Source organism: Streptomyces sp. NPDC096013, assembly GCF_044763565.1.
Taxonomy (GTDB): Bacteria; Actinomycetota; Actinomycetes; order Streptomycetales; family Streptomycetaceae; genus Streptomyces.
On sequence record NZ_JBIWGK010000029.1, the window covers coordinates 45,212 to 54,514 of the forward strand.

At 68.9% G+C, this 9,303-nt stretch carries 5 protein-coding genes and 5 pseudogenes; 4 read left to right on the plus strand and 6 right to left on the minus strand.

Annotated elements, in window-relative coordinates; all coding sequences use genetic code 11:
- Positions 1-194 precede the first annotated feature (194 nt).
- Together ACIRB1_RS45550 and ACIRB1_RS45555 are read left to right on the plus strand one after the other, a co-directional pair.
- Positions 195-610: pseudogene (locus ACIRB1_RS45550) on the plus strand (CBS domain-containing protein).
- A 162-nt stretch (positions 611-772) separates the two neighbouring features.
- On the plus strand, positions 773-2,239 hold the full coding sequence (locus ACIRB1_RS45555; protein ID WP_403469857.1) for an aminotransferase class I/II-fold pyridoxal phosphate-dependent enzyme: 1,467 nt from the start codon (positions 773-775) through the stop codon (positions 2,237-2,239).
- Positions 2,240-2,591: 352 nt separating this feature from the next.
- Here ACIRB1_RS45555 and ACIRB1_RS45560 read toward each other — a convergent pair whose 3' ends face one another.
- From ACIRB1_RS45560 to ACIRB1_RS45575, 4 genes and pseudogenes are all read right to left on the minus strand, one after another.
- Positions 2,592-3,518 (minus strand): Rieske 2Fe-2S domain-containing protein, encoded by a 927-nt coding sequence (locus ACIRB1_RS45560; protein ID WP_403469858.1) that lies wholly within the window; start codon positions 3,516-3,518, stop codon positions 2,592-2,594.
- Between the two features lie 836 nt (positions 3,519-4,354).
- Positions 4,355-4,529: pseudogene (locus ACIRB1_RS45565) on the minus strand (iron-containing redox enzyme family protein); the annotation flags it as partial.
- Between the two features lie 358 nt (positions 4,530-4,887).
- Positions 4,888-5,316: pseudogene (locus tag ACIRB1_RS45570) on the minus strand (trehalase-like domain-containing protein); the annotation flags it as partial.
- Between the two features lie 21 nt (positions 5,317-5,337).
- Positions 5,338-5,502, minus strand: a complete 165-nt coding sequence (locus tag ACIRB1_RS45575; RefSeq protein ID WP_403469859.1) for a hypothetical protein — start codon at positions 5,500-5,502, stop codon at positions 5,338-5,340.
- A 4-nt stretch (positions 5,503-5,506) separates the two neighbouring features.
- Here ACIRB1_RS45575 and ACIRB1_RS45580 point away from each other — a divergent pair.
- Positions 5,507-5,778 (plus strand): annotated as a pseudogene (locus ACIRB1_RS45580) (zinc ribbon domain-containing protein); the annotation flags it as partial.
- 31 nt (positions 5,779-5,809) lie between these two features.
- Here ACIRB1_RS45580 and ACIRB1_RS45585 read toward each other — a convergent pair.
- Together ACIRB1_RS45585 and ACIRB1_RS45590 are read right to left on the minus strand one after the other, a co-directional pair.
- Positions 5,810-6,448 (minus strand): diguanylate cyclase, encoded by a 639-nt coding sequence (locus ACIRB1_RS45585; RefSeq protein WP_403469860.1) that lies wholly within the window; start codon positions 6,446-6,448, stop codon positions 5,810-5,812.
- A gap of 260 nt (positions 6,449-6,708) precedes the next feature.
- Positions 6,709-7,914, minus strand: a complete 1,206-nt coding sequence (locus ACIRB1_RS45590) for an IS110 family transposase (protein ID WP_403469861.1) — start codon at positions 7,912-7,914, stop codon at positions 6,709-6,711.
- Between the two features lie 355 nt (positions 7,915-8,269).
- On the opposite strand from ACIRB1_RS45590, the pseudogene ACIRB1_RS45595 reads away from it, so the two are divergent.
- Positions 8,270-8,934 (plus strand): annotated as a pseudogene (locus tag ACIRB1_RS45595) (proton-conducting transporter membrane subunit); the annotation flags it as partial.
- Positions 8,935-9,303: the final 369 nt, after the last annotated feature.

Below are 9,303 nucleotides of genomic sequence, written 5' to 3' on the forward strand. Positions count from 1 at the left end.
GAGGAAGAGGTTGAGTACAAGGGCCGGTGCGCCTATGCCGGGCGGGTACGGGTCGAGCGGTACAGGAGTTGGCGGCCGGTTGATGGGGGGCGTAGCCGTTATCCCCTTTGCGCAGGGAACGCTCATGCAGTATCCGGTCCCCAACTGATTCGGCAGCCAGGCGCATCGAGGCGATGACCAAGGAGGGCCACCGCATGACGAAGGCACGCGAGATCATGACGGCCGGCGCCCAGTGCGTCGACGCCGAGGAAACCGTGCTGGACGCCGCGAAGAAGATGACCGAGCTGGGGGTTGGTGCCCTGCCGATCTGCGGCACGGACGAGCGGCTCAGGGCATGCTCAGCGACCGGGACATCGTGGTGAAGGTCCTGGGCGCAGGCAAGGACCCGGCCACAGGCAAGGCGGGCGACCTTGCGCAAGGTGAATCCGTCACCCTGGGCGCCGAGGACGACGCCCAGGAAATCCTACGCACCATGAGTGAGCACAAGGTGCGCCGTCTGCCCGTCATCGACGGTCATACCCTCGTCGGCATCGTTGCCCAGGCCGATGTCGCCCGCGCGCTGACCGATCCGAAGGTCGGTGACCTCCTCCAGGCGCTGTCGACCGACTGAAGGCAGTGCGCTCACCCGGACTGGAGGCCTTGAACTTTCCGGAAATATCCGCTTGGCCCCAGTGTGCTGCGTCCCGACAAGTCGGCGGACGCGTGTCGCCCGTGAGCCCCATGAGTCACTTGGTTCGGTTTTGACCCGAACTCCGGAGGGCAGTCGGCACTCATGGACCACTCGAAAGCACCCGTCCTGGAAGCGTTGGCCGCCTATCACGCGAGCGGCCAGACTCCCTTCACTCCCCCGGGCCACAAACAGGCCCGGGGCGCGGACCCAAGGGTCCGCGCCGTTTTGGGTGAAGCTGTCTTCCATTCGGACGTGCTGGCGACTTCCGGACTCGATGACCGCCGCTCCTCCCGTGGCGTGCTGGACGAAGCGCAGGCGCTCATGGCCGACGCGGTGGGTGCCCGGCACACGTTCTTCTCCACCTGCGGCAGTTCCCTGTCGGTAAAGGCGGCGATGCTGTCAGTCGCCGGTCCCCACGAGAAACTTCTCGTGGGCAGGGACGCGCACAAGTCAGTGGTGTCCGGGCTGATTCTGTCCGGAATCAAGCCGGTGTGGGTGGAGCCGCAGTGGGATGCGGAGCGGCATCTGGCGCACCCGCCGTCGGCAGAAGCGTTCGCAGCGGCCTTCGAAGAGCATCCCGAGGCCCGTGGCGCTCTGGTGACGAGCCCGACCCCCTACGGCACCTGCGTGGACCTGTCCGCGATCGCCGCGGTGTGCCACGCCAGAAACAAACCGGTGATCGTCGACGAGGCATGGGGCGCGCACCTGCCATTCCACGACGGGCTGCCCACCTGGGCCATGGACGCGGGTGCCGATGTCTGCGTAACATCGGTGCACAAAATGGGCTCCGGCCTCGAGCAGGGCTCGGTGTTCCACCTCCAGGGCGACCTGGTCAAACCGGAAGTGCTCAAGGGCCGAGAAGACCTCCTCGGCACCACCAGCCCTTCCGTGCTCCTCTACGCCGCGCTGGACGGCTGGCGCAGGCAAATGGTCGAGCACGGCAAGACGCTCTACGACCACGCGCTGGCCCTTGCCGCCGACGTTCGTACGCAGATCGCCGCGATCGACGGCATGCACGTCCACGGCAGAGACGACTTCTGCGGACCCGACCGGGCCGCAGACATGGACCCGCTGCAGATCATCATCGACATCACCACCCTGGAGACCACCGGATACCGGGCGGCCGACTGGATCCGGGAGCACCACCAGGTCAACCTGCACCTGTCCGACCACCGCCGGATCAGTGCCCAGCTCACCCATGCCGACGACGAGAACACCACAGCCATCCTCCTGGCCGCCCTCCGCGACGTCTCCGCCCACGCCGGGGATCTGCGCCCGGCTCCCCGGGTGGACGTTCCGTCACCGAGCAGGCTGCGCCTGGAGCAGGCCATGCTGCCCCGCGACGCGTTCTTCGGCCGGACCGAACAGATCCCCGCCGAGCGGGCCATCGGCCGGATCAGCGCCGAAATGCTGACCCCCTACCCTCCCGGGATCCCCGCGGCTCTGCCCGGCGAGCGCCTCACCGCGGACATCGTGCAATACCTGCGCACCGGCGTCGAGGCAGGCATGGTCGTGCCGGACGCTGTCGACACCGAAGCCAAAACCCTCCGCGTCGTCGCAGAGGACTGACCTACTGCGGCCCGGCACCGGCCTGCTCGTGTGCCCGCAGGGTCTGGTCTTTGGTCAACTTGACCTGGTCCTGGAGGACTTTGTTGGCGGATTCGGTGATCGTCCTCGGTGATCTTGTTTGATCGGGCAGTCTGGTGGAGGTTCGGTTCCGTTGTGCGTACGTCTCGGCCTCCACGGAGCACCACGCCTCGGACTCCGGACGCAGTACGGACCGCTCAGGCCAGGAATGACGAGTATTGGTGCAACGGGCCTCCCGGCAGTTGACTGAGCTGAGCTGGCGCCCTCGTCCGCCCGCGGGCCGGCTCCGCCTACGCCCGCCGAGGCCCGGCCACGCGCCCGGGTGTCGAACGGGTCAGCCCGCTCCCGGCAGCCGGACCATGACCGAACCGTCGGCCTCGATCTTGGTGTCGAAGCACGGCTGCGGGGCCGTGGCGGGACCGGCCACGTTCCTTCCGTCCGAGAGTTTGAATACGCTTCCGTGCCACGGACACGTCACGCACCCGTCGGCTGTCTCGCCGCCGGACAACGGGCCCGCCAAGTGGCTGCACTGATCGGCCAGTACGTGCACCTCGTCGGCCGTGGCGCGGTACACCAGCAACGGCACCTCGCCCAGCATGCAGCGCACCGGCGTCTGCGTCGGGAACTCGTCGCGGTCCCCGATCCGGTGCCAGCCGGGTTTCACCAGATGCGGGACCGGTTCCGTCTTGTTGGCCCCTGCGCCTTGGCGGTAGGCGAGGTGGCCGCCGATCAGTCCGCCCGTTCCCACCGCCGCCAGACCGACGAGGCCGAGCACCTTGCCCAGCCGCTGTCGGCGGGCGCGCGCGACCCAGGAAGCGGTGTACAAGGACACGGCCAGCGCGTTGCAGCAGGCGTGAACCAACCCAGTCCGCATCTGCTGCTCGTGCTGTTCCGCCCAGTCCACCCAGCCCGCCAGGGCAGCCGGCACGGCAGCCACCGTGCCGAGGCCGACCAGTACGCGGGAGCCACGGCCTGAGCCGGGCAGGACGTCCAGCACCGCGGACGACAGCCAAGCCCCGATCGGTACCTGCACCATCGCCGGATGCGCAGGATGACCCAGCTGCCTGCCGTGCAGAACGTCCCGCAGCGATCCCAGGGGCAGGGCGCGGACGGCCCGCTGCATCGGTGCGACGGCGGAGTCCAGGAACTTGGCCCGCTCCAGGGTGTCGAGAGCGCCCAGCAGCAGGGACTGGCCGCTGGCGGAAAGCTCTGCGGTGCCCGCGGAGGCCGGTACGACTTCGGTCGGAATGACGCTGCTCACTTTCATGTGTCCCGACTAGCCCGTTTCGCCGGACGGCAAACACCGACTCGCCGGTTCCCATTTCGAGCATCTCCGAGGCCGGGGCCGGACGCCGCGGCGTTGTCGCGAAGGATCTGTCCCGGCCGGGCCGGTGCCGCGAACCGTCGGTTTGTCACCTCTGCCGGGCGGGTGCAGGGCTCCACACCGACACACTCTTCGCCCCGGTCTCGTTCGTCCTGTACGGATGAGGGCCGCAAGGGCCGCGCCGCGTGAGCTCGCGGCCAGGGCACGGGAAGCCACTCTCGCACATCGCGTCTGTCAGCCGCGCTGGTCGGGTCCCCTGCCTGCCTGCAACGATCCGGACCCACGCCGTCGCCGGGGGCTGCTGCACGAGCCGGTCCGTCCCGACCGGGTGAAGATGCAACCACGGGGGTACCCGGGCACCATGAACACTGGAGACTCCCACAGCAGCGACAATCACGCACCCAAGCCTCGCACTTCGGACGACGCGGTCGACGAGGCATTGCGCGAACTGACCGAACTTCACCGCGAGGATGACACACAGCAGGACCCGGCGGAACAGGAGCAGGGAGCGGGGGATCCCCTGACCACAAGCCGGAACGCCAACCGGAGGATGTCCCCACAAGATCCCTCCGACTGAGCCGCGCCGCTCCCTCTTTCCAGCCTGTCGGCCGGAAGGGCACGCGTTGCGCGTGCCCCGCAACACGGGATCCTGGCGTACCGCCGCGGAGGCCAGCGAAGGGCTTCAAGAGTCGGTGCCGCTCCGCCGTCCGGCCTCCTCGGCGGTTCGGAGCGGCGGCGGCTAGTGTCGTACCAGAGGCAAGTAGGACTGTGTTCTCTACGTGGTCGTCGTAGAAGTGCTCGGCTGTCGGTCCGGCACCGTAGCGTCGCATGGCCTGGTCGAGACGGAGTGAACCCGGGGCGAGGTGATCTCGGCGGAGGAGAAGTGTCCGACCAGGGCGCGTGCAGACCGAAGAGGGACATCAGGTTGAGGGTGGCGAGGGCATCGGCCCAGGCGGTATTCACGCAGGTCCCCGCCCGTCGACTCGATCGCCGGGCAACGTAAACTCTGCCGGGCGTCGCGGGCGGCCACCGTGTCGTCGAGCCCGGGTACGGCGTCCTTCCAGGCCCGTTCGGTCCGGGACCACTCGGTGGACGGGACCGGCAGAGGGACGTCACGCAACGCGAACACACTCAGTTCGAGCACCAGATCGTGCTGTTGTCCGGCGGCCAGCGCCAGGTCGAGAGTGAACTGCCCAGCCATCGAGCCGGCTTCGGAGAGCGAGGCGTCGCCGCCACCGCTCCAGCGCAGGTGCAGGTCACCCACCCGTGCGGTCCACACACCGTCGTCGCCGCGTCGCGCCTCACTCAAGGACTGGGTGCCGTAGTCGGCGCGGGGATGCAGCAGCACCCGGACACGGGCCGGTCCCTCGGTCGCCCGCACGCGTCGCAGCAGGACGAGTCGGCCCCGCTCCCCCGGAAACCCCAGCGCTTCCCGGGACTCCACGATCCCGTCCTCGGTGACCCAGCGGCTGCGCCAGATCAGGGAGCCCTCTTCGTAGTGTCCGCCGGACACGAAGCGGCCTGCCGGTGTGACGGCGTAGAGACCGCGTCCGCCGATGAGGGTGGAGAAGACCGAGCCGCTGTGCCAGCGGGGAGCGCACAGCCAGGCGATCTCCCCGCGTGGGCCGACCAGCGCCCCACGCTCGCCGTCGGCGAGGAAGGCATAGTCGTGCAGCGCCTGCGGCGGATAGGCGTCGTGCTCGGCCGACCCAGTCGTGTTCGGCATGTTCGTCATCGCTCACTTCCTGTTCCGCCGCTATCCGGTCCGGTACTTCTCCGCCTGTCCGGCGCGGAGGGTCAGACCGTGGCCGGGCGCGCCGTCGGCGCCTGGACGGATGCTGCCGCCGTGCGGGTCGAGGGTGCCGTCGAAGAAGAGGTCCTCGATGCGTATGTGGTCGTGAAACCACTCCAGATGGCGCACGTTAGGGATCAACCGGTCGATCTCGGACGCCGGATGGGGGTGTTCCTCGCGATCCCCACCAGCAAGGCTGAAAGCGCCGACCGGACCGTCATCGCCGTGGACCCTTGCAACACCTCTCAGCAATGTCCCGAATGCGGGCACACCGCCAAGGACAACCGCACCACACAGGACACGTTCCACTGCGTCGCCTGCGGCCACACCGCACACGCCGACGTCGTAGGAGCCACCAACGTTCTCCGGGCCGGGCTGGTCCGTCACAACGCCAACACGGCGTAATGAGAAGCCCCTCGCTTACGAGGGGAAGGAGTCATCTGGTTTCGTCCTGGGCCGGCTTTTCCTGTGTCCGGGCAGCCCTGCGGCAGCGCACCAGCTCCTCTCCGTACGGCAGCAGCACGCACGCGCCGATTCCGGCGGCGATGCCCGCGAGATAGCCGCGCGACAGCGGTCGCCGACGCGGCACGAACCGCCAGGCGTCCGGGTCCCAACACCCGCCATTCAGAAGGGACTTGACCTGATCGCTGTGCAGGCACATAAGGGAGGTGAGCGCGGCGAAGGGCAGGGATTCCAGGAAGCTGTGGATGTGCTGCTCGATCGGTTTGACCTCCCGCTCGCTGCGCACGGCGGTCCGGACATCCCACAGCGCGGTCGCCTCGTGGACCGCGGCGCCGCCCAACTGCACCGCGAGGAGCAGGGGGTTGATCTCGTAGCGCAGGGTCAGCGCGATGGGGATGCCGACCTCGGTCATCATCAGGGCGTGGATCAGGGATTCCTTCGTGCCGGAGGTGTCCTCGATCCGGGTCCGTCGGTGCATCACCCAGTCGGCAAGACCCGGCACGAACCAGCCGGGAAGGAGGCCGTACAGGAGATAGCGGGTGGTCGCGTCGCCCACGTCGTCCCCCGAACGCAGGAAGGGGGGACCGGTGGGCCGGCCCCGACGGAGACTCATGCCCTCACCTCCCGGCGGAGGATCGGTTCGGCCGGTTCCGTAACGGTGGGGAGCGAGGTCACACGGTTCTCCTCGGCTTCGGGACGTTCGGGGCGGGGGCGGGACGGGCAGCAAGGCCCGGGCCCTTCAGATCTTCAGGGATGCCGCGTACCCGCCGACCGGCCGTCCACACGAAGATTCATCCCCTCACTCCGGGGACACCGGACGCCCGCGACGTCGCCCCACGCACTTCTCCGGAGAAAGGCTTCCCAAGGCTGATGTCAAGCCGCTGCCGTGACAGCGGGTGTGGCTTGGTAGCACGCACCGTCACGAATCACGGCCCACAAGACATTGATGCGGCGGCGCGCGAGTGCCAACAGCACCTGTTTGTGCCCTTTACCCTCGGCGCGTTTACGGGCAAAGTACGCCTTGGAAGCCGGACAACTCCTCAGGCTCGACAGCGCGGAGAGATACATCGCGTTGAGCAGGCCGCGGTGGAAGCGCCGCGGTCTGCGGAGGTTCCCGCTGACGCGCCCGGAGTCTCGCGGGTCCGGCGCCAGACCAGCAAGGCCTGCGAGCCGGTCGGCGCTGTCGAAGGCATCCATATCGCCGCCGGTGGCAGCGAGGAACACCGCCCCCAACTGCTTGCCCATGCCGGGCAGGCTGACGATCACCTCAGCGTGCCGATGCTCGCGAAACTGGGCCTCGATCAGGGCATCGACTTCCGCGATCCCCTCATCAACGGCCATCACCCCCTTCGCGAGGCGGACCACCATAACGGCGGCCAGCTTCTCGCCGGGCAGCGCAGTGTGCTGGGCCTCCACGGCCGTCCGGGCAAGGGCCGCGGCACTACGGACCTTCCGGTTGCGCAGCCAGGTCTCCATGCGCTTCGCGCCGCTGCGGCGGATCGCCGCCGGGGTCTGGTAGCCCGTCAGCAGGACGACGGGGCCCTTGCTCGTCAGTTCCAGCTCGCGCTCCAACGCTGGGACGATTTCCAGCAGTTGAGCCCTCAGACGGTTGACCAGGCGAGTGCGGTCGCACATCAGGTCGGTGCGGCGGCCGGTGAGGGTGCGCAGGTCGACGGCGATCTCGTCGCCGGGCCGCAGCAGGCCCAGGTCGCGGCGCATGCGCGCCTGGTCGGCGATGACGAAGGCGTCCTTGGCGTCCGTCTTGCCCTCGCCCCTGTAGGAGGCCGAGGCGCGGTGGACGGTCAAGCCGGTGATGTAGACCATCGGCTGTTCGTGGCTGAGCAGCGGGCCGATCAGCAGGGCGGCTCCGCCGTGGTTGAGGTCGACCGCCCACAGCACGTCTTCGTCGAGGGCCAGGACGTCGGTGATCAGTTCCAGCAGGGCCGTCTCGTCGTTCAGGACCCGGCGGGACAGCAGCCGCTCACCATCCGAGTTGATCACCACGCAGTGGTGGTGTTCCTTGCCGATCTCCACTCCGGCCCATATCCGGGCACGGTCAACTCCGCCAGCTCGTCGCACATTCACAGCCCAGCAGACGACCTCGCCGACGTTGCCCTACATAGCGATCGAGTCGCATCTCCCAATTGGCGGTCGAGTCGTCACAGGGCTCCGGGCGGCCAAGCCTTTCCAGCCATCTCACGGCGCAGCCATGACAGTCATAGCCCCAGAGCCCCTGGGCCCCGCTGATCTTACGAGTGACCAGTTCGAACCCACGACCAAGAAAGTAGGGCATGCCATGGCAGGCAGTACTCGCGGCGTTCATCCCGCCCCTGATGGTCGGCTCCGTGCTCGCACGGGGGACTACGAGGAGTTGCTGCTCACGGCACAGGACCCCGTCCGCCCCGCTCCGGCCGACGCCACCCCCGGTCCCGCCTCCCTGTACCTCCTGGGCCACGCGGGTGTGAAGGCCGCCCTGTTCGCCTGCACCGGCGCTCTCCTGGACCGCTACGGCTCGGTGGACGAACACGCCCTGCACGGACGCGCCCGCGAACTGCGCGCGGTGGCCGTGCTGTACGTCGTCGGCGCGCTGAGCATCGCCGGGCTGCCGCCCTTCGGCATCGGCCTCGGGAAGGCGGTGCTGGAGGAGGCGGTCGGCGGCCCGTTGACCGTCCTGGTCGTCGCCGTGTCGGCGGTCACCGCGGGCGCGGTGCTCCGGGTCGCGCACGCGTGTTCTTCGGCCTCGGCCCCCGGCCCGGCGACGAGTCGTCGTACGAGACCACCGGCGAGCGGGAGGAACCGGAGACACGGAACCGGCTGAGCCGGGTGCCGGACACCATGACCGCGGTTCCCGCCGTGCTGTTGGTCCTGTCCCTCGCCATGGGCGCGATGCCCGGCTTCGCCACGGCGGTCGGACACGCGGTGTCGGGCCGGGCCGCCCCCGCCCCGCACTGGACTCTCGTCGGCGTGCTCCTCGGCCTCGCCTCGACCCTGCTGGCCCTCGCCCTGGCCGCACTCGCCGTGACCCACCCGAAGCCGCTCGGTGACCCGTCATGGACGACTCCGCTACGACGCCTCCAGTCCAGCCACATCGGCGACTACTGTCCACTCCGCCCTCGCGTGGGCGGAAGAACGAGTGGGCCTTCCGCACCTCGTACCCTCGCCGGACCGCCTCAGGTGACACTCTCTGCAGCAGCAGAAGCGACCTTCGTCGAAGCCCAGACGGCATGCCGAGTCGGCGCTCATCGGGGCCGACCATGTCGCTTCGGACGCGCTGCGTCCGGTGGTGGCGTGTACCCGCTGGCGGACCTCGCCGCGGCGCACCAGGCATTCAAGCGCGGCGGAGTCGTGGGCAAACACATGATCGCGGTGCCCCGCTAGTGCTGTGACCGTGTTGGTTCGCCGGGTTGGTCAGGCAGCGGTGGTGAGGGGGCGTCCGCCCCAGCGGATGCCTTTCTCGCTGCGGATGCG